The following is a 19,227-nucleotide window of genomic DNA, read 5'->3' as shown; positions in this document are numbered from 1 at the left end:
CTCGCCCCCGCCGGCACGCCCGACACCGTCACCGACAGCGCCTCGCCCGCCGCCGGGTCCGCGAGCTGGGCGTCGATGGCCAGCGCCACCGGCTGGTCCTCCACACCCACGCCGGCCGATACCGAAAGGAGCGGCGCCGCAACGCTCGGCGCCGCCGCAGGATCCGTGCCACCATCCGGATCGGGATCCGTCCCGCCACCCGGGTCGGGATCCGTGCCGCCATCCGGGTCGGGATCCGTTCCGCCGTCCGGGTCGGGATCCGTGCCACCATCCGGGTCGGGATCGGTCCCGCCGTCCGGGTCGGGATCCGTGCCGCCATCCGGGTCGGGATCCGTTCCGCCGTCCGGGTCGGGATCGGTCCCGCCATCCGGGTCGGGATCCGAGCCGCCGTCCGGGTCGGGATCGGTCCCGCCATCCGGGTCGGGATCCGTGCCGCCATCCGGGTCGGGATCCGTCCCGCCATCCGGGTCGGGATCCGTTCCGCCGTCCGGGTCGGGATCCGTGCCGCCATCCGGGTCGGGATCCGTGCCACCATCCGGGTCGGGATCGGTCCCGCCGTCCGGGTCGGGATCCGTTCCGCCGTCCGGGTCGGGATCCGTGCCGCCATCCGGGTCGGGATCCGTGCCGCCATCCGGGTCGGGATCCGTGCCGCCATCCGGGTCGGGATCCGTGCCGCCATCCGGGTCCGGATCCGTGCCGCCATCCGGGTCGGGATCGGTCCCGCCGTCAGGGTCGGGATCGGTGCCACCACCCGGGTCGGGATCGGTGCCACCACCCGGGTCGGGATCCGTGCCGCCATCAGGATCCGTATCGGTGCCGTCATCGGAGTCCGGATCCGGGTCCGGGTCCGGGTCCGCGCCGCCACCGTCCGACGCAAGTCCGCCACCACCACCCGGCACGCCACCGGCCCCGCCCTCGGCAGATCGGGCGCCCGATACCGCGCCGACCCGCGCGCTCGTCACCCCCTCCCCGGGCGCGCCGGCGGTCCCCTGGTCGCCGTCGACCTCGCGGCGGAGCACCGTCTCCCCGTCCGCCGACACGACCTCCTCCACGGTGGAGCCCGCGTCGACGAGCGGCGCGGCGAACGCATCGACCGAGGGGCTCGCGGCTCCCTCCGGATTGCCGGGGGGCGCGTCGCTCGGCGCCACCGTCTCGGTCTCCGTGATCTCCGGCGCCACGACGGCCTCGGGCGCCACGGAGTCCGGCCCGGCGACGGCGCCCTCGTCCACCTGCTCCCCCTGATGAATCAGCGAGAGACTGCGGTCCTGGGCCGCGCGATCCCCGGACGCCGCGTCGACCGGCCGTTCGACGGCGTCCAGCCGACCCTGGACCACCCGCGTCGCCTGCGAGGGGGACCCCTCCGACGCGGGCGGAAGGGGCATGGGCGCCTTGGTGTCATCACTCGCCATGGCTAGTCTTCCTGCGTCAACGCTCGCCCAAGGTTCCGTCCACGGTCGCGTAGATCGGCTTCAGGAGGTACTGCAGTACGGTCTTGCTGCCGGTGACGATGTCGGCCTGTACCGTCATGCCGGGAAGCACGAGGTGGCGATCACTGCTGCGGCCGACATAACTCGTGGATAGCTTGATGCGACCCAGGTAGTAAGGGGTCTTGTCCTCGCCGAGAAACGTCGTTGGAGAAATATTGGACAAGGTCCCGCCAATTCTCCCATATCGTGAGAACTCGAACGCCTGAACCTTGACCTTGACGGGCTGCCCAACCTGGACAAACCCGATATCCCTGGGCGAAATCTGGACCTCGGCGAACAGTTCATCTTCCAGGGGCACGATCCGGACCGCCGTGGCGCCCGGTTGAATCACGCCGCCGATGGTCTTGACCGCCAGTTCCTGAATGACCCCGTCCAGGGGCGCGCGGATCAGAAGCCGCGTCACGCGGTCGTCCTGGGCGATCATCTGCTCGCGGATTTCCGCCAGTTCGGCGTTGACCGCCCCCAGCTTGTCCAGGGTTTCCTCGCGAATGCGGCCGTGCAATTCGGCGATCCGCGACCGCAGTTGGGCGATGTTGTCGCGCAGGGACCCGATGGTGCGGTCCAGTTCGCGCAGGTCGGCCATGGCCATGGTCTGTTCGCGTTGCACCTCGATCAGCAACAGCGGCGCGTTGAGCCCTTGCTCCACCAACTCCTGGCGAATGGAGACTTTCTTTTGGATCAGCTCCAGGGCTTGAACAAGAAACTCCCGCCGTCTCTCGGAGTGCCGCAACTGGGACTCCAGGTCCGTGATCTGATCCGCAAGAACCTGTTCCTGCTGGACCCGACCTTCGTTCTGCGCCTGGAGCAGTCCCTCATGCTCCCGTATCAGACCGTCGTCATCGGTGATGCCTCGGAAATCGGCCGGGCGGTTCGCGGCGAAGGCGGCCAGACGCTCGGCCTGGAGGATCAGGGCAAGGCGCCGGGCGCTCAGCTGGTCGCGACTGGCCAGGGTGGGAATGCTGTTCAGCCGAATGAGCGGCTGCCCCTGGCGAACGACCTCCCCTTCCTTGACCAGGATGTCGTGGACGATCCCGCCTTCCAGGTGGTCGATGGTCTGGACCGCGCGTTCGGGCACGATCTCGCCGGAGCCTCGCGCCAGTTCGTCCACGGGCGTCACCGACGCCCAGATCAGGAAGGCGGCCAGGATGGCGCTGATCATCAAGGTGACCGCCTGCGTCAACGGACGCAGCCTCATGTCGCCGACCAGATCCTCGGTCGCGAACTGATCCACATCCAGGTCCTGTGGCCGCGCGCGCAGACGCATCAGATCATCCCTTCCGGAATCCGCTCCCGAATCTTGTCGGCCGGACCGAAGTAGCGGGAGGTGCCGTTCTCCAGCAAAAGAACCTTGTCGGCGATCCCCAGGTACTGCCGCCGGTGCGTGACGAGCAGCACGGTGGATCCACGCGCCCGCAGTTGTTCCAGCGCGCCGATGAAGGCGAACTCGCCGACGAAATCGAGACCGGTCGCCGGCTCGTCGAGCAGGACGATCGGGGCACGGCGCAGATGGACGCGCGCCAGCGCCAGACGCGACAGGACTCCCTTGGGCAAGGCCACGGACTTGCCGTCGCAGGCCGTGTCGAGGCCGTCCTTCAGGGCCTCGATCATCGACAGGGCATCGGCGTTTTCGAGGGCCCGCATCATGTCATCGGTGGTGGCCCGCGGCTCGACCATCAGGAAATTGTCCCGGATGGTGCCGTGAAACAGCGCCGGCACCTGGGGCACATGGGCGATGGCGCGACGAAGGTACGTCGGGTCGAACTGCCGGATGTCGCGGCCATCCACGCGGATGTTGCCGCCCGAGGCCGTGTACAGCCCGGCGACGAGCTTCAGGATGGTCGACTTGCCACTTCCGTTCCGGCCCAGAATGGCGACGATGTCGCCCCGCGCGGCCTTGAAGGACAACGCCGCGAGGATCGGGTCCGTCTCGCGTCCGTAGCGGAAGGTCACGCGATTGAAGACGATCTCACCGCGAATGACGGGCCGTTCGGCGCCGGGGTCCCCCGGGGCGGGCTCCGGCGCGGTCTCCATCAGGCTGTCGATCTGCCGGGCCGAGGCCGCCAGCTGGCCGAGCCGCGTGGTCGCCATGAAGCCTCTCTGAAGCGGCCCCAGCAACCGCCAGACCAGCATCATGCAGGCGATCAGGCCACCCGTGGTCAACGACCCGCCCAACACCATGTGAATGCCGGCGAACAACGTGGCCAGGGCGGCCAGCGTCCCGAGGGACTGGCCGACCGCCGCCAGCCCCTGGGACGCGGCGGCGCTCTGTTCGTTGGCCCTGGCGGCGCCGACCACGCTGTCGCGGAACCGCCGGAGCCAGATGCCGGTGCTGCCGGTGGCCCGAATGGCGCGCATCCGGTCCATCATCTCCAGGGCGATCAGTTGGCGCCGCGCATTGGATCGCGCCGCCACCGTGGTGCGCCGCCGCATCACCCGATTGCCCGCCACGGCCAAGACACCGAACAACAGCATGGCGATCACCGGAATGACGGCCAGCCATCCCCCGACCGCGGCCACCGCGACGATGAACAGCAGCGTGAACGGAGTATCCAGGATGGCCTGTTCCAGCGGTCCGCTCAGCAGGTCGCGGATGCGGTCGATGTCCTTCACGCGGGCGATCTGGCTGGCGATGCTGGCCCGCTCGGTGAACTGGCTGGGCAGCGTCAGCAACCGCCCGAACACCGCGTTGCCGACGATGTAGCCCAGCCGCAGGCTGGCCCGGTTCATGACGCGGCCCCGCAAGCGCCGCAACAGCATCTCGAACACGGCGGCCAGGACCGCGCCCACGCTCAGGGAGACAAGAACATCGGTCGCTTCCGCGCCGATGACCTTGTCGTAGACCGCCATCACGAACAGCGGGTTCGCCACCGCCGCCAGGGTCGCGAACAGGGTCAGAAGCAGGGCCCAGGCAACCAGCGGCATTTGCCGCTTGACCTGACTTCTCAACCATGAGGGATGCTCGCGCACGGCCAGGGGATCGGGCTCCTCGAACCGGATCACCGCGCCCGGCGCGAGGGAACCGGCCTCGATCCGGGATCGCGCGCCCGGGTGGGCACGGTCCCGCACGACCCAGCCGTCGGCGCCGGGATACAGGACCAGAGGCGAACCGTGATCCGGCAGATAAAGAAGCGGGACCGCCACGCCTGCGCGGGACCGCGCCGCCTGGGCCAGCGTGCCTGGCGTGAACGCCCTACGCCGCGTGACATCCCCCACGAAGCCCAGCCGGGACGCCGCGTTGAGCACGTCGATGACCGGGGTCCCGGAACCCTTGATGGCGAAGGCGTCGCGCACGTCTGTCACGTCGCCGGTCCACCCGGCCTCCCGAAGCAGGCCGTGAAGGCCGTCCGGCACCGTCAGGGCCGGGCCGGTCAGCGCGTCAAGGCTGGCGGCGGGCCAGGCCAGCGACGACGCCCGGAGAGGATGGCGCGACTGGGCCGTCATGCCGCCGCCTCGTCGACGGCGATGGTGCGTCCGTGGGCGAGCCGGACAACCTGATCCGCGAGGTTCAAGATGCTGGGACGATGACTGACGATCAGAATGGCGCAAGACTGGCGCAGGTCCTGGAACAGCGCCGCGATCCTCTGGTCTCCCCGGTCGTCGATCGCCGAATTGGCGTCATCGAACAACAGGACGCGCGGCGACTGGGTGAGCGCGCGGGACAGGGAGATCCGTTGCATCACCCCGCGGGGCAGGGTATCGGTCGCGCCCTCGCCGACCAGGGTGGCCAGCCCCTTGGGCAGGCCCATGACGACATCGGACAAGCCGGTGCGATCCGCCGTCGACAGGGCGGCCTCGGTCAGCCAGGGACGGAACATGGTGATGTTGTCGAGGATGGTCCCGGAGAACAGCGTCTCCTGTTGCGAGACCAGGGTGATGGTGCGCCGGAGGCTGTCTTCCGAGTAGTCGGTCAGCAGCCGCCCCCCCAGGCGGATCTCGCCCGCCTCCGGCTGGTAGAGGCCCGCGAGAAGGGTCAACAGCGTGCTCTTGCCGCTGCCGTTGTCCCCGATCAGGCCGACCGGGCGCCCGACCGTCAGGTCCAGCGTCGCGTTCTCCAGCACGCGCCGTTCGCCCTGTGTGCCGAACGAGAACGCCACGTCACGCATGCTCAGATGCGGCTCGGCGCTGGACGCATCCAGCGAGCCCATGGCCACGCGGGTCACCGGAACGGCGAACAGGGACCGGACCTGATCCTTGGCGACCCCGCTGGCCTGCTGGCGGGACAGAGAGAGGATCAGGCTGTGGCTCAGGGCCAGGAAGCGGCCGACGATCAGGGTACAGGCCGACAGCGCGCCGATGGAGATGCGGCCGTCCAGCACCAGGGTGCTTCCGAAGCCGATGGTCCCGATGGTCGACAGTTGCACCACGAACTGGCCGATCTCGGACAGCTTCTGGCTCGACGCGTAGGCGGTGCCCTGCGCCGTGAGCCGGCGTTCCTGCAGGGCCTCGTACCGGCGCTGCAGGGCTCGCTCCGCGCCCACCATCTTGATCGCCTGAAGACCGGACAGGGTGGCGATCAGGAAGTCGTAGCGATCGTCATCGGTCTGGGCGGCGTCGTCCAGGGCCAGTCGCGAGGCGCGGCTTGCCGGAATCGCGGCGAGGCTCAGCAACAGCAGGCCGGCGAGCGGCACAATGACCAGACTGCCCCCCAGCGTCCAGATCAGCGCCAGGAACCCGAAGATGAACGGAATGTCGTAGACCGACAGAAGGGCCTGCCCCGACCCGTGATCCCGCAGACGAGAGATGGCCGCCAGCCGCTCCAGGTGTCGGCCGGGCGACACCCTCTCGAACGCCGCGAGGTCGGATGTCAGCAGGTGCCGGGCAGCCTTGACGCTGGTGCGCGTTTCATATTGAGACGCAATGGGCCCCAATATGAGAATCCTTGCCACTCTGAGAACCAATTCGAGAATGACGGCGACAAGAACGCCGGTCGCCAGCAGCAAGGCCGTGTTCTCGGACTGATTGGGAATAACGCGATCGTAGACCTGGAGCAGGAAAATGGGGAGCGCCAGTGACATCATGTTGATGGATATGGAGCCAATGGCGACGCCAGTGAGCGGAAATATAGTCCCTCTCTCTACAGTAAGATTATTCATCAGGCGCCGCCAGAAATTAAATTGTATTATGAGTGCTCTCTATTTTTATTTTATATTCAATCTCTGTCTTGCACTCAGCGATCGACCTGCCTCGTTTCGCAGACGATCCACAAAGCACGCTATGTGCCAATTTCGTGTCCATGAACCGAAAAACATCCTTGCAGGGTTCCGGAGGACGGAGCGGACCGGCGTTCGGCCTTGAGCCCAACCTGAGCCTGACGGGTCCGCATCGCGGCCACGCGCGATCAGACACGCCCCCCGCCGGGGACACGATCGGCGCCATGCCAGCGCATCGCGTGCGTCGCGTCACCCACGGCGCGACATGGCGGCCCTCGAACGCCGGCAACCCGGCCTGGCAGCCGGCTCACTCCGACTCAAATGAACCGGGATCACTGTTTTGCGCCGATAAGACAAACAGTAGTCTACCAAAGAACTTTTTGCTCTTTCAGAACAATGTTCTCGTAAAAATAATTGTTGTACTCCATCATTATATTATAGTGCCATTTGGACAGAGAGCTATCAAACGCCACAAGTGGGACGCCTTCACCCGTCGCGCCAGCCCGACGATGCCCGACCGGCACGCACTAGACTGAGAGACGCTTATCCCGAAAACACATAAGTTGAAAATTGCACCACATTATAATTTTCTTTCTTTGGTCGCAGGGCGTCACGACCAATAGGAATGCGGTGCCGGTTGCCCATCTCCTGGCTCCTCATGTCCGCGCGGTGCTGTGGCCAGAAAGACGTTAGCATAGCGTGAGCGCACGCTGTGGCGTCGGCGGCACGACCCCCGTAGCCTGAGCAGACGCCCCGACTCTCGGGTCGAGCGATGTCGCGACCCTGGATACTTGTGTGGTCAACGGATCGAATCCGACGATGATCCACAGACCTGCCAAAAGGCGCGTGATGACGGCATCAGAGAGCTCTGATCCCGAAGATGACACACCCCTTCCGTACCGTTTTCCGGTGCTCGATCGGCTTACGTACTTTTTGCGCCGGTGGATGGTCACTCTTTGGGTCGCGGTTGCCGCCCTGATGGCGCCAGCCGATTCATACCTCGTTGCCATGCTTCTTTTGCCCACGTTTCTCGTGGAACTGCGGTGGGTGTCGCGCGCCCACGACCTTCGCGTCCGGAATGCCGAGTTGCTCGCTGTTCTCGATGACCGCGAAATGAGCAATCCAACGAAACCGATCTTGCCAAGCAGGCGACAGGCCCTCTGGTTTGGAGCGGTATTGGTTGGGTTGTTTATCGTGGCGTCTCTGGGGCAGGTTTTTATGGAGACCGAAAATGGAGGCTATGGTGTTCAATACGCGTTGATGGTTCTGCCCTATATTTTTACGGGTTTAACAATATCACGGTATATCATGGATATAACTTGCAAAGGCCGCTATATGTCTATGAAGATTGTTAGAGGAACACCTACGGAGTCTGATGTGAGTGTTTTGTATTTTTACTTTCCTATTATGTTTCTACTGAATAAAGAAAGGCGGGCTGCATGTGAAATAACAATTTCTATTATAACAGGAAATTTTTTCTTATTTCATACTTTAGTAATTACGCTCATTACTGAATGGTCCGCATCTCAATTCATTTATGCCTATATAATAATATTCTTTTTTTGCTTTATTATTGGGTGCACCATGATTGCAATGACTAATTGGGTGACTCTACGAGATCGAGTTCTTATTGCTGATAGTAAGAAATGACATTTGTAGTGCGATATTTAATTAGCATAAGTATTCGTTATGACGTTAAAAGATAGCTTGGATGTTTCTGGCCCGCGCCGGCTACCTGAATCTCTGGCTCGGCCCCGGTGCCCGGGTGACCACCGACCATAAAGCCGGCTGCTTCGTGGTGGAAAGCAGGGCGTTTCCCGAGATAACGTTCCGGGCGGACGTGCTGTTGCGGGCCCGGGTTCCCAAGGCATCTCCGGACGAGGATCGATCCCGTCTCACCCGGCGGCTCATCGAACGGGGGTTGATTCGGCCCTACCGCAATGATGGCGCCGACATCGGGGGGATCGAGGTCGATCCGTCCTTGCGTATCGTGACCGCCGCCGGGCGTGTGCTGCCCAATGCATGGGCGCTCGGCACCGTGTGCGAGGGCGCGACGTTCTACACGTATATCGTCCCGCGCCCGCACGTCAACTCAACCGCCCTGGTCGACGCGTGGCGGAGCGTCGACGCCTTGTTTCGCGAAGCGCGCGAAACAAAGGACAGCCGCCCTCACCGGATTTCCGATGACGCATTTCTTCCCATGATGACGGAGACCGGTGCATGCCTCACAGAGCAGATGTCCCCGCGCTGCTAACCGGACTGATGGCCACGCTGGCCGGCATCGGCGTGGCCCGGTTCGCCTACACCGCGCTCCTGCCCGCGATCATTCAGGACGGGTGGTTCGGGGCCAGCCAGGCCGCCTACCTGGGGGCGGCCAACCTGCTGGGGTATCTGATCGGGGCCCTGTCGGGGCACACGCTGTCCGAGCGGTTCCCGGCGCGGCGGATCATTGCCCTGTCCTTCGCCGGCATCGTCCTGAGCTTCCTCCTGTGCGCGGTCCCAGGCAGCTTCGCCTGGTTTTTCGTGTGGCGCCTGGTGTCCGGCGTGGCGGGGGCGATCCTGATGGTCGTCGGTCCATCACTGGCGCTGATGGCGACCGCGCCCGACCGCAGAAAGACGGTGGGCGCCCTGGTGTTCACCGGGATCGGCCTGGGGGCCTTGCTGTCCGCGACCATTGTCCCCGTGCTGCTGGAGATCGGACCGACGGCGGCCTGGCTGGCGCTGGGGGGGCTCTGCCTTGTGGCGGGGGTGGCCTGCGATCGCGGGTTGGCCCATCTTCCGGCGCGACAGGACCCGGCCGCCAGCACGTTGGACGGCACCGCTCGCCACGCGGGGTCCGCGGTCGTCGTGCTGGTGATCGCGGCCTATGCCCTCGATGCCGTGGGGTTCGTCCCCCATACCGTCTTCTGGGTCGACTATCTGGCCCGCGAGGCGGACCTGGGCACCCCGGCGGCGTCCCTGCAATGGGCCGCGTTCGGGGTGGGCGCGATCCTCGGACCGCTGGTGGCCGGCGTATCCGCCCGTCACATGGGGTGGCAGTCCAGCCTGGCCCTGGCCTACCTCCTCAAGGCGACGGCGGTGGCGATTCCCCTGATCTCGATCGCGTTTCTTCCCCGAACACTGTCATCGCTGATGGTGGGCGCCATGATCCCGGGCATCGTCGCCCTCACCTCGGGCCGGCTGGCGGAACTGGTCGGCCCCAAGGATCACAAGCGGCTCTGGGGCCGGGCCACCGCCGCCTTCGCCCTGGCGCAGGCGCTCTCGGGCTACGGGATGTCGGGCCTGTATGACCGGCTCGACACCTACGCGCCGCTCTTCGCCCTGGGCAGCCTCGCCCTCGCCGTCGGCCTGGTCCTCATCCTGCTGAGCCCGCGCATGGACAGGCACGCGGTGAAACGCCCGCTGTCGATCCGGAGACCGTGACATCATGATGCACCTGTACCTGAACGCGACTTCACCCTATGCCCGCGTGGCCCGCGTCGCCGCCCTGGAACAAGGGCTGGCCGACGCCGTCGATCTGCGGTGGTGCGACCCCTGGGCCGATGGCGACGACCTGCTGTCCGTCAATCCGGTCGGCCGGGTTCCCGCGCTGGTCACCCCCGACGGGGTGGCGCTGACGGAATCCCTGTTGATCGTGCGTTACCTGGATGCGGTGGGGCACGGAGACGACCTGTTTCCGGCCGCCACGCTGGACACGGTCTTGAGCCTCGCGGGCCTCGGATACGGCCTGATGGAGGCCGCGTTCAACACCGTCATCGCCCGCAAGCACCACGGACCCGAGGCCGATGAAACCGTCCTGGGACGCCGCCGCCTGCGGGCCATGGATCGGACGCTCCCGGCTCTTGCGCGGCACCCGGCGGCGCAAGGATCACCGGGCCGCGTGACGGTGGCGGACATCGTCGGTGCCGTGTCGCTGGACTACGTCGCGTTCCGACTGCCAAACATCGACTGGCCGGGGTCATACCCCGCGCTGGCGCGGTGGCATGCCGCCGTCACCGACCGGGACAGCTTTCGCCAGACCCGGTTCCCGGTAGACCGGCCACCGCCGGGTTAGAGACAAGCAAATCCCGAGCGATCCGAACCGGATCGCGACGACGATTTGCTTAAATATCAGAGTCATAGAGCATGGTGCGGTAACCGGGGCAAAAGTGCGGGCGGTCAGGCGTGGCAGCGCGCGGTGACCAGGTCATAGGAACTTCAAATCCACCACACTCGCCGGGTCCAGGACTGGCACCTCCGAACCGCGTCAGTCGCGCAACATGCCGCGCGCCCGCAGGGCCTGAATCACCTGCTCGGCCAGCACATCCGGCGCCGCCTGATCGGTGTGCAGGCGCAGGTCCGCCGCTTCCGGTGGTTCATAGACCGAGTCGATGCCCGTGAAGTTCTTGATCTCGCCGGCCCGGGCCTTGCGGTACAGGCCCTTGGGGTCGCGCTGCTCGCAGACCTCCAGGGGCGCGTCGACGAACACCTCCAGGAACTCGCCGTCTTCCAGCCGCTCCCGGGCCAGGCGCCGTTCGGCCCGGAAGGGCGAGATGAAGGAGACCAGCACGATCAGGCCGGCATCGACGAACAGCCTGGAGACCTCGGCCACGCGGCGGATGTTCTCCACCCGGTCCTCGGCGGTGAACCCCAGGTCGCGGTTCAGGCCGTGACGCACGTTGTCGCCGTCCAGGATGTAGGCATGGTGCCCCATGGCGTGGAGGCGCTTTTCCACCAGGTTGGCGACGGTGGACTTGCCGGCGCCCGAAAGACCCGTGAACCACAGCACGCACGGCGTCTGGCGTTTCTGAAGCGCGCGGGCGGTCTTGTCGACCTCCAGCTTCTGCCAGTGGATGTTGCTGGCCCGGCGCAGCGCGAACGTGATCATGCCACAGCCCACGGTCCGATTGGTGGCGCGGTCGATGAGGATGAACCCGCCCGTCGTCTGATTGGCCGCGTAGGCATCAAACGGAACCGCGCGGCTGAGCGACAGATTGCAGAAGGCCACCTCGTTCAGGTCCAGGCGCTTGGCCGCCAACTGGCTTTGCGTGTTGACGTCCAGGCGATACTTGATCTCGGTCACCTGGGCCGGCACCGTGGCGTGGCCCGTCTTCAGCAGGTAGGAGCGCTCGGGCAACAGCGGCTCGTCGTCCATCCAGATCACATGGGCGGCGAACTGGTCGGCGACCTCGGGCCGGTCGGTCTCATGGCTGAGCACGTCGCCGCGCGCGATATCCACCTCGTCGGCCAGGGTCACGGTGACCGCCTCGCCGGCCCGTGCCTGGTCACGGTCACCGGAAAAATCCACGATACGGGCGACCGTCGAGGTCCGTCCCGAGGGATGCGCCACGATCCGGTCCCCGGGCTTCACGGTGCCGGCGGCAATGGTGCCGCAGTAGCCCCGGAAGTCCTGGTTCGGCCGGTTGACCCATTGCACCGGAAACCGGAACGGCGCGGCGACCGTTTCCGTCACCACATCCACCTCTTCCAGGTACGGCAGCAGCGCCGGCCCGTCGTACCACGGCGTACCCTCGCCGCGATTGACCACGTTGTCGCCCATCAAGGCCGAGACCGGGATGCAGGTCACCGCCCCCAGCCCAATCTGCTGGGCGAAGGCCTGGAACGCGTCGCGGATGGCCTCGAAGGTTTCGCGGGCATAGCCCACCAGGTCCATCTTGTTGACCGCCACCACCACATGGCGGATGCCCATCAGGCGGCAGATGGTGGCATGCCGCCGCGTTTGCACCAGCAGGCCCTTGCGCGCGTCGACCAGCAGCACCGCGAGGTCGCTGTTGGACGCGCCCGTGGCCATGTTGCGGGTGTACTGCTCATGGCCGGGCGTGTCCGCGACGATGAACTTGCGGCGGTCGGTGGTGAAGTAGCGATAGGCCACGTCGATGGTGATGCCCTGCTCGCGCTCGGCCTGCAGGCCGTCCACCAGCAGCGACAGGTCCAGCGCGCCCCCGGCGTTGCCACGCGCCTTGCTGTCGCGCTCCAGGGTCTTGAGCTGGTCCTCGAAGATCAGCCGGGAATCGTAGAGAACCCGGCCGATCAGGGTGCTCTTGCCGTCGTCCACGCTACCGCAGGTCAGGAAGCGCAACAGATCCCGCTCCGCCGCGTCGCCCTTCAGCACCGCCTCGGTGGCGGCGACGTCGAACCCCCGTGCGTCCGTCTGTCCAACATCGGTCTGCATCAGAAGTACCCATCCCGCTTCTTCAGTTCCATGGAACCGGCCTGGTCGTGGTCGATGGCCCGCCCGCTGCGCTCGGAGGTGCGCGCGGTGAGCATCTCGGTCACCACCTCCGGCAGGGTCGCGGCGACGCTGTCCACGGCCCCGGTGAGGGGATAGCAGCCAAGCGTCCGGAAGCGCACCATGCGCTCCTCGGGCCGGGTGCCCTCCGGGATGGGGATGCGGTCGTCATCCACCATGACCCACATGCCGTTCCACGGAATCACCGGGCGCGGCTTGGCGAAGTACAGCGGCACCACCGGGATGTCGTCCAGCAGGATGTATTGCCAGATGTCCAGTTCGGTCCAGTTGGACAGCGGAAAGGCGCGGATACTCTCGCCCGTTTGGATGCGAGCGTTGTAGAGCGACCACAACTCCGGGCGCTGGTTGCGGGGATCCCACTGGTGCGTGGCGGTGCGAAAGGAGAACACGCGCTCCTTGGCGCGGCTGGCCTCCTCGTCGCGCCGCGCCCCCCCGAAGGCCGCGTCGAAGCCATGCCGGGACAGCGCCTGTTTCAGCGCCTGGGTCTTCATCACGTCCGTGTGCACGGCGGAGCCATGGGTAATCGGGCCGATGCCCCGGGCCGCGCCCTCGGTGTTGGTGTGCACGATCAGGTCCAGCCCCAGGTCCCGCGCCGTCTGGTCGCGAAACGCGATCATCTCGCGGAACTTCCAGCCGGTGTCGATGTGCATCAGCGGAAACGGCAGCGGCCCCGGCGCGAACGCCTTGCGGGCCAGGTGCAGCATCACCGAGGAGTCCTTGCCGATGGAATACAGCATCACCGGCTTGCGGAACTCCGCCACCACCTCGCGGATGATGTGGATGCTCTCGGCTTCGAGCCGTTGCAGGTGCGACAGTCGCGAAACGCTGGACATGGGGTCTCCTTGCGGGACAAGGACCGAAGGCGGGACTGGGATTGGGACTGGGATTGGGGGATGAACCGGAAGGATCGACTTGGCAGATCGACGGGCGGGATCGACGAGAGGACCCAACCGCGGAGCGCGGTCGCGGATCCGGTGTGAGGTATGGAGACGGCGGCGCCGGAATGCAACGGCAATGGAATCGATTTGATCCCGGATGTGACCCCCAGGGCACGGACACCCGTCCCTCGGTAGGGCGCCCCGGGGCGAGCGCCCCCGGACCGTCCCGCCTCGCGCCCCGCCTTATGTCCGCCGTCCTATGTCCGCCGTTCTATGTCCGCCGTTCTATGTCCGCCGTTCTATGTCCGCCGTTCTATGTCCGCCGTTCTATGTCCGTCGGGGCGACACCGAAAGCGGCGACGCGGCGGCATCGGCGCCCTCTCCCTCGGCCGGCTGGGGCGCGACCCGGGGCAACCGGACCTCGATCCGCGTGCCGGCGCCCGGGGCACTGTCCACGCTCAGGGTGCCGCCCAACACCTGGGTCACCTGCGCCAGCGCGAGACCCATGCCCAGCCCGGTTCCGCCGCCGGCGCGGTTGGTGGTCACGAACGGTTCGAACAGGCGGTCTCGCACCGAGGGGTCGATGCCCCGGCCGTCGTCGGCCACCGTCAACAGGACATGATCCGGCCCGTCGGCGCGGGCGGTCACGGTGACGGTGCCCGCCGGCCCCTCCGGCGGAAAGGCATGGGTCAGGGCATTGACGACAAGATTGGTCACCACCTGCGACAGCGCCCCGGGATAACTGTCCAGCACCAGGTCGGGGTCGCTGCCGAGGCCCACCGAGTGCGGTGCCGCGCGCACGCGGGGCCGCAGACTGATCATGATTTCCGCCAGGTACGCGGCCAGATTGATGGTCCGCCGTTGCGCCGAGGCACGGTCCGCCGCCACATCCTTGAAGCCCTGGATCAGGTCGACGGCACGGCGCAGATTGCTTTCGGCCAGCATGCCGGCCTCCGCGCAGTGGTGCAGGACCTGATCGAGGCGCCCGCGCGTCAGGCCCCCGGCCTCCAGGTCCGCCAGGGCCTCGCGCGCCTGACACTCCAGCAGCGACACGGCGGTCATGGCGTTGCCCACCGGCGTGTTGATCTCGTGCGCCATGCCGGCCATCAGCCGTCCCAGCGACGCCATCCTGTCGGCCTGCGACAGGTGCGCCTGGGCCACCTCCAGCGTGGCCTCCGTCCGGCGCAGGGCATCACGGTTGCTCTGATGCGCGAAGTGCAGGCGCGCGGCCCGCACATGGGCGTCGATGTTGACCTTGGCGAAGGACAGCATGGCGCCAACGTAGACCAGCATGCCCACCCCATAGGTCACCCCGATCGCCGTGCCCTCGACCAGCCCATGGAGGGCGATGGGGGGAATCGCCAGCAGCACGAACCCCGCCACCTGCCGGAAGGACGCGGCCTCGCGCACCAGCGTGCCGGCGCCCACGCCCAGGATCACGGCCGCCACGAGGTACCGCTCGGGCTCCGGCGCCAGGGCGAACACCCAGAGGCCCCCCAGGCCCCAGACCGCGCTGTTGGCGAGCGACACGACGAAGAACCGGTCCCGCCAGCGGAAGGCGCGCGCATCCGGCCCGGGTTCCCGCCGGTATCGCCGGTACACCCCATGGACCACCAGATTGACCAGGCCCAGCAGCGTGGCGACGATCAGCACCGGTCCCAGCGCCGCCGTTCGCCACAGCGGCGGCGCCAGCAACGCCGCCACCAGCGGATTGATCGCCAGCACCAGCGGCGGCGACCCGCGCACCAGCAGATCGTTGAGCGCGCGCCGGACCGCCGCCGGGTCCGGCTCCATCGGCGCTTTCACCACGTCAGCAGCCCCACCGAGGCGCCCGTCATCAGGGTCGCGAGGGTCCCGGACAGGATGGTGCGGCCCCCCAGGGCCACGATGTCCCGGCGGCGCTCCGGCGCCATGGCGGTCAGCCCGCCCAGCATGATTCCCAGGCTGCCGAAGTTGGCGAACCCACACAGCGCATAGGCCATGATCAGGTCGCTCCGGTCCGACAGCGCGTCCTCGGGCAACGACGCCATCTGCGCGTAGGCCAGCAGCTCATTGAGAACCGTCTTGGTGCCCATCAGGGTGCCGGCGGTCATCGCCTCCGTCCAGGGGATGCCGATCAGCCAGACCACCGGCGCCATCGCCCAGCCCAGCATGCGCTCCAGGGTCAGCGGCGCGTCGGCCACCGGGGGCAGCAGGCCGAGACCCTGGTTGAGCAGACTCACCAGCGCCACCATCACCAGCAGCATGGCGGCCACGTTGACCACCAGGGCGATCCCCTCGCGAGTGCCCAGCAACACCGCCTCCATGGTGTTGTGGGCCTCGGGCGGCGGCAGCTTGAAGCGTGCCTCGGTGGGGGCGACATCGGGGTCCTCGGGCACCAGCATCAGGGCCAGGGCCAGCGACGCCGGGGCGCTGATCACCGAGGCCACCAAGATATGGCCCAAGGCATTGTCCAGAACCCCCGACAGGAAACTCGCGTAAAGCACCATCACCGTGCCGGCGATGGTGGCCATGCCGCAGGTCATCATGAGGAACAGCTCGGACCGGCTCATGGCCGCCACGTAGGGACGGATGAACAACGGCGCCTCGATCATGCCAACGAAAATGTTGGCCGCCGAGGACAGGCCGACCGCGCCGCCCACGCCCATGGTCCGGCGGAGACCCCAGGCCACCCCATGGACGACCACCGGCAGGACGCGCCAGTAGAACAGCACCGAGGTCACCGCGCTGACCACCAGAATCAGCGGCAGCGCCTGAAACGCCAGCACGAAGGCGGCCCCCGGACCGGGGTCCTCGAACGGCAGGTCGCCGCCCCCCAGATAGCCGAACAGAAAGGTGGTGCCGGCGCGGGTCGCCTCCTGCAGGGCCAGCACCCCGGCGTTCAGCCCGGCGAACACGGCGGTCACGCCCGGCGTCTTGAGCAGCACCAGCGCCAGCAGCGCGTGCAGCCCGACGCCGATCAGCACCGGCCGCCAGGCGATCGACGCGCGCCGTTCGCTCATCGCCCAGCACACCGCCAGGATCGCCACGATCCCGATCAGCCCTTGAATCCTGTCCATGATCCGGCCCCACCCCTCCCTGCGCACCCGCGCCCGGCCCCCCCCAGGACGGACTCCCAGGACGGACTCCCAGGACGGACCCTTGGTCCCGGACGCGCAGTATACGGGGCGCATGCCCCGCCGCAAGAAACGCCGTCACGCGAACAGGGCTTGAGCCTCGGGCGAGCAACGGCTCGGGACAGGTCCGCCGCAAGGGTCGGCGGTGTCGATCACGGCGCCAAGGCCGCCAGGCGCCGGGAGGGGTCCTGGGGCGGAGACCCGGCGATGGGCGCGGCGGCGACGCTGGCGTGCTCGGGCACCAGGTCCGCCAGGATCGACAGCGCGCGCGCCGCATCCTCGGCGCGGCAGGCGGCCTCCAGGGCCTCCATTCGCGCCGCCACGCGGGCGTGGTCCTGGCGCCGGGGATCGGCGATCAGCACCCCCTCGCGCCCGGTGGGCACCGGTTTTTCGGCGCCGTGGAAGACCTCCTCGTACAGCTTTTCGCCGGGGCGCATGCCCGTGAACTCGATCGTCACGTCGGTGTCGGGCCGCAGCCCGGCCAGACGGATCATCTGCCGCGCCAGATCGACGATGCGCACCGGCCGGCCCATGTCCAGAACGAAGATGCGCCCGCGCCAGACGTCCTCGCTGGTGCCCAGCGCGGCGGCCTGCAACACCAGTTCAACCGCCTCGCGGATGGTCATGAAGTAGCGCGTCATCTCCGGATGCGTGACCGTCAGCGGCCCGCCCTCCGCCAACTGCGCCTGGAACAGCGGCACCACCGAGCCATTGGAGCCCAGCACATTCCCGAAGCGCACCGTGATGAAGCGCGTGCGGGCCGGACAGTCCTGGTCAAGCACGTCCAGCGCCTGGCAGTAGCTCTCGGCCGCGCGCTTGCTGGCCCCCATGATGCTGCTGGGATTGACGGCCTTGTCGGTGGAGATCATCACCAGCGTCGCGACGCCGTGCGCGCGGCAGGCGTCGGCCAGATGGCGGGTGCCGACGGCGTTGGTCCACAGCCCCTCGACCGGGTTCAGTTCCACCATGGGCACGTGCTTCAGGGCGGCGGCGTGAAACACCACCTCCGGACGGACCTCGGTCAGCACCGCGTCCAGGCGGGTCCGGTCCCGGACCGACCCGAGACGCGCCGCGCGCGGCAGGTCCGGATGCCGCGCGGCCACGTCACGGTCGATGGTAAACAGGGCGAACTCGCCATGGTCGAACAGGGTGAGCGACGCCGGCGCGAGGTCGGCGACCTGACGCGCCAGTTCCGAGCCGATGGACCCGCCCGCGCCCGTCACCAGCACCCGGCGCCCGCGGATCAGGGCGGCGATGCCGTCCCGGTCCAGCACCGCCTGCGGGCGGCCCAGCAGGTCCTCCACCGAGATCGGCCGGACCTCCACGCGATCCTCGGCGCCGGCCCGCAGATCCGTGGATCGCGGCAGGCGCGCGAGCGTCATGCCGAGGCGGTCGGCCTCCTCCAGCAGGGCTTGCACCTCGGCGCCGTCACGCACCTCCTGGGTCAGCACCACCTTCATGGGTCTCTGATTGCGGCCGGCCAGCGTGCCCACCACATCGTCGATGCGGTCCAGGGTGCCCAGTACATCCACGTCGTGGATGCGCCGGCCGACACGGTGCTTCTTGCGGGTCACAATGCCAACCACCCGGTAGTTGGCGCCACGGTCGCGGGCCAGCGAGCGGATGAACGCCTCCGTCTCGTCGCCGGCGCCGACCAGAAGCACCGGAATGACCCCGGGATCGCGACAGGCGTCGTAGCGAAAGTCCAGTCGCCGGTCCTTCAGCATCCGGTAGACGAAGCGCGGCCCACCCAGCAGGGCCATGAGCACGAACCAGTTGATGATGGGCGTGCTGCGCGGCAGGTCGCCCAGGCGCGCGGCCATGAACATCACCGGCACGAACACCAGCATGACCAGCGTCACCGCCCGGGTGATGGCCACCAGGTCGCGCATGGAGGCATAGCGCCAGATGCCGCGATACATGGGCTGATAGAGGAACACGCCGGCGGCGATACCGGTGAACAGGACGCCGCCGATGGTCAGGGTTTCGGTGGCCACGTGCTGCGGCCAGGACTCCCCCAGCCGCAGATAGATCGACAGAAAGAACGACACGCCCGCCATCACCACATCGTGGATGTAGGCGATGCGCGCGCGCGGCGAGGACATGAGAAACGAGGGCAACACGGGAGACGTCCGTCCGGTCAGGGTCCGCCGCGCCGGCTGGCCCGCGCACCGGCGCGGCGGCGTGTCGAAACGGTCATCCTCCCGAATAGGCCATCCCGGGGGGCGGGGCAAGTCCCGCGCCCGGCGGGCCAGGGCTCCGAACTCGGATTACAGAAAGTTCATGGTGAGGGGATCCCCAGTTTGCGATTTTCATGATTCGCTGTGCCATCAGATTGTGAAGGCG

Annotated in this window: 13 protein-coding genes; 4 read left to right on the top strand and 9 right to left on the bottom strand. The window is 67.3% G+C overall.

The genetic code is table 11. From position 1 onward, the window contains the following. The 4 genes from GGD89_RS11020 to GGD89_RS11005 all read right to left on the bottom strand — a co-directional run. The coding region (locus GGD89_RS11020; protein WP_184045185.1) for a hypothetical protein at positions 1-1,409 on the bottom strand (1,409 nt) is incomplete at its 3' end. A gap of 16 nt (positions 1,410-1,425) precedes the next feature. Further along, on the bottom strand, positions 1,426-2,751 hold the full coding sequence (locus GGD89_RS11015) for an HlyD family type I secretion periplasmic adaptor subunit (RefSeq protein ID WP_184045183.1): 1,326 nt from the start codon (positions 2,749-2,751) through the stop codon (positions 1,426-1,428). Next, a complete protein-coding gene (locus GGD89_RS11010) occupies positions 2,751-4,928 on the bottom strand; it encodes a peptidase domain-containing ABC transporter (protein WP_184045180.1) in 2,178 nt (725 codons plus the stop codon). The genes GGD89_RS11015 and GGD89_RS11010 overlap by 1 nt, the downstream gene beginning before the upstream one ends. Further along, positions 4,925-6,580, bottom strand: coding sequence for a peptidase domain-containing ABC transporter (locus GGD89_RS11005; RefSeq protein ID WP_281396708.1), 1,656 nt, complete (start codon positions 6,578-6,580; stop codon positions 4,925-4,927). The genes GGD89_RS11010 and GGD89_RS11005 overlap by 4 nt, the downstream gene beginning before the upstream one ends. 876 nt (positions 6,581-7,456) lie before the next feature. Here GGD89_RS11005 and GGD89_RS11000 point away from each other — a divergent pair. The 4 genes from GGD89_RS11000 to GGD89_RS10985 all read left to right on the top strand — a co-directional run bounded on the left by GGD89_RS11000 (position 7,457) and on the right by GGD89_RS10985 (position 10,691). Then, complete coding sequence (locus tag GGD89_RS11000; protein WP_184045176.1) at positions 7,457-8,287, top strand: hypothetical protein; 831 nt, start codon at positions 7,457-7,459, stop codon at positions 8,285-8,287. 61 nt (positions 8,288-8,348) lie between these two features. After that, positions 8,349-8,891: an FAD/NAD(P)-binding protein gene (locus GGD89_RS10995; RefSeq protein WP_184045174.1), complete on the top strand. Its 543-nt coding sequence runs from the start codon at positions 8,349-8,351 to the stop codon at positions 8,889-8,891. Further along, on the top strand, positions 8,858-10,060 hold the full coding sequence (locus GGD89_RS10990; protein WP_184045172.1) for a YbfB/YjiJ family MFS transporter: 1,203 nt from the start codon (positions 8,858-8,860) through the stop codon (positions 10,058-10,060). The genes GGD89_RS10995 and GGD89_RS10990 overlap by 34 nt, the downstream gene beginning before the upstream one ends. Before the next feature lie 4 nt (positions 10,061-10,064). Further along, positions 10,065-10,691, top strand: a complete 627-nt coding sequence (locus GGD89_RS10985) for a glutathione S-transferase family protein (RefSeq protein ID WP_221238422.1) — start codon at positions 10,065-10,067, stop codon at positions 10,689-10,691. 192 nt (positions 10,692-10,883) lie between these two features. Here the strand turns inward: GGD89_RS10985 and cysN are convergent, their stop codons facing one another. The 5 genes from cysN to GGD89_RS10960 all read right to left on the bottom strand — a co-directional run bounded on the left by cysN (position 10,884) and on the right by GGD89_RS10960 (position 19,004). Further along, positions 10,884-12,809 (bottom strand): sulfate adenylyltransferase subunit CysN, encoded by a 1,926-nt coding sequence (cysN, locus tag GGD89_RS10980; protein ID WP_184045170.1) that lies wholly within the window; start codon positions 12,807-12,809, stop codon positions 10,884-10,886. Further along, a complete protein-coding gene (gene cysD / locus GGD89_RS10975; protein ID WP_184045168.1) occupies positions 12,809-13,720 on the bottom strand; it encodes a sulfate adenylyltransferase subunit CysD in 912 nt (303 codons plus the stop codon). The genes cysN and cysD overlap by 1 nt, the downstream gene beginning before the upstream one ends. Positions 13,721-14,092: 372 nt before the next feature. Further along, complete coding sequence (locus tag GGD89_RS10970; RefSeq protein WP_221238421.1) at positions 14,093-15,559, bottom strand: sensor histidine kinase; 1,467 nt, start codon at positions 15,557-15,559, stop codon at positions 14,093-14,095. A gap of 8 nt (positions 15,560-15,567) precedes the next feature. Beyond that, entirely contained in the window at positions 15,568-16,824 is a 1,257-nt protein-coding gene (locus GGD89_RS10965) for a NupC/NupG family nucleoside CNT transporter (RefSeq protein WP_184045164.1), read from the bottom strand. Positions 16,825-17,033: 209 nt separating this feature from the next. Then, entirely contained in the window at positions 17,034-19,004 is a 1,971-nt protein-coding gene (locus GGD89_RS10960) for a polysaccharide biosynthesis protein (protein ID WP_343058583.1), read from the bottom strand. Between the last annotated feature and the right edge of the window lie 223 nt (positions 19,005-19,227).

It is taken from the genome of Roseospira visakhapatnamensis (genome assembly GCF_014197915.1).
Lineage (GTDB): Bacteria > Pseudomonadota > Alphaproteobacteria > Rhodospirillales > Rhodospirillaceae > Rhodospira > Rhodospira visakhapatnamensis.
The sequence above is the reverse complement of the archived record's forward strand: the minus strand, read 5'-3'. Positions and strand labels throughout refer to the sequence as shown.

What these genes read in the sequence shown, in the direction of transcription:
- cysN (WP_184045170.1), bottom strand. Translation starts at nt 12,809, where the DNA reads ATGCAGACCGATGTTGGACAGACGGACGCACGGGGGTTCGACGTCGCC.
- GGD89_RS11000 (WP_184045176.1), top strand. Translation starts at nt 7,457, where the DNA reads ATGATCCACAGACCTGCCAAAAGGCGCGTGATGACGGCATCAGAGAGC.
- GGD89_RS10995 (WP_184045174.1), top strand. Translation starts at nt 8,349, where the DNA reads ATGTTTCTGGCCCGCGCCGGCTACCTGAATCTCTGGCTCGGCCCCGGT.
- GGD89_RS11010 (WP_184045180.1), bottom strand. Translation starts at nt 4,928, where the DNA reads ATGACGGCCCAGTCGCGCCATCCTCTCCGGGCGTCGTCGCTGGCCTGG.
- GGD89_RS11015 (WP_184045183.1), bottom strand. Translation starts at nt 2,751, where the DNA reads ATGCGTCTGCGCGCGCGGCCACAGGACCTGGATGTGGATCAGTTCGCG.
- GGD89_RS10990 (WP_184045172.1), top strand. Translation starts at nt 8,858, where the DNA reads ATGCCTCACAGAGCAGATGTCCCCGCGCTGCTAACCGGACTGATGGCC.
- cysD (WP_184045168.1), bottom strand. Translation starts at nt 13,720, where the DNA reads ATGTCCAGCGTTTCGCGACTGTCGCACCTGCAACGGCTCGAAGCCGAG.
- GGD89_RS10970 (WP_221238421.1), bottom strand. Translation starts at nt 15,559, where the DNA reads ATGGAGCCGGACCCGGCGGCGGTCCGGCGCGCGCTCAACGATCTGCTG.
- GGD89_RS11005 (WP_281396708.1), bottom strand. Translation starts at nt 6,580, where the DNA reads ATGAATAATCTTACTGTAGAGAGAGGGACTATATTTCCGCTCACTGGC.
- GGD89_RS10965 (WP_184045164.1), bottom strand. Translation starts at nt 16,824, where the DNA reads ATGGACAGGATTCAAGGGCTGATCGGGATCGTGGCGATCCTGGCGGTG.
- GGD89_RS10985 (WP_221238422.1), top strand. Translation starts at nt 10,065, where the DNA reads ATGATGCACCTGTACCTGAACGCGACTTCACCCTATGCCCGCGTGGCC.